The sequence below is a fragment of the Flavobacterium sp. YO12 genome (genome assembly GCF_004119495.1).
In the GTDB taxonomy this organism is placed as follows: domain Bacteria; phylum Bacteroidota; class Bacteroidia; order Flavobacteriales; family Flavobacteriaceae; genus Flavobacterium.
In genome coordinates, this window is sequence record NZ_NRQU01000146.1 from 1 (window position 1) to 801 (window position 801).

General features: G+C 35.2%; 1 pseudogene. It reads right to left on the minus strand.

The features are described 5' to 3' along the window. Positions 1 to 801, minus strand: a pseudogene (locus BOW55_RS20965) (hypothetical protein); the annotation flags it as partial.

Below are 801 nucleotides of genomic sequence, written 5' to 3' on the forward strand. Positions count from 1 at the left end.
GAACCTACAAATTGTGTAAGTTCTGTTGCGAACTTAGAATCGTTTATAATTGTACTTGCATTGTTGATTACATCCGCTACAACATCGATTGTAGTTTCTGTATCATTTTCGCTTTTATAAACATATTTTCCATCGTTGGCTGCGTTTTTCTCTAAGGTTGTCAGCGTTTCTGCATCTCCAACCATATCAACAAGTTTTATTACTGTTGCAGATCCGCTTTCTGGCTGATACGTTAATGTTTTTCCTGTCGCATCATAAGCAAGTGATGTTAAAGTTTCGTTTCCTTTTACAATTTCATTAATGTTTACCACTTGTGTTGCACCTGAAGCATCTGTATAAGTAAACTCATTAGTTGTAGAATTGAACGACACTGTACCTTCTGATTTAGTAACAAAATTGTTTAAAACATTAGTTACTGCAGGATTGTTTATGATTGTTTCAAAATTAGTTGCAACATCGCCTACTACATCAATAGTAACATTGTCTCCTGCCTCATTTGCATAAGTATAGGTTCCGTTATTGTTGTTTGTTATTGTTGTAACCGTTTCTTTTGCGTCTACAAATTGAGTCAATTCAGTTACAAACTTAGGATCGCTTAAAATTGTGCTTGCATTGTTGATTACATCCGCTACAACATCAATTGTAGTTTCTGTATCATTTTCGCTTTTATAAACATATTTTCCGTCGTTGGCTGCGTTTTTCTCTAAGGTTGTCAGCGTTTCTGCATCTCCAACCATATCAACAAGTTTTATTACTGTTGCAGATCCGCTTTCTGGCTGATACGTTAATGTTTTTCCTGTC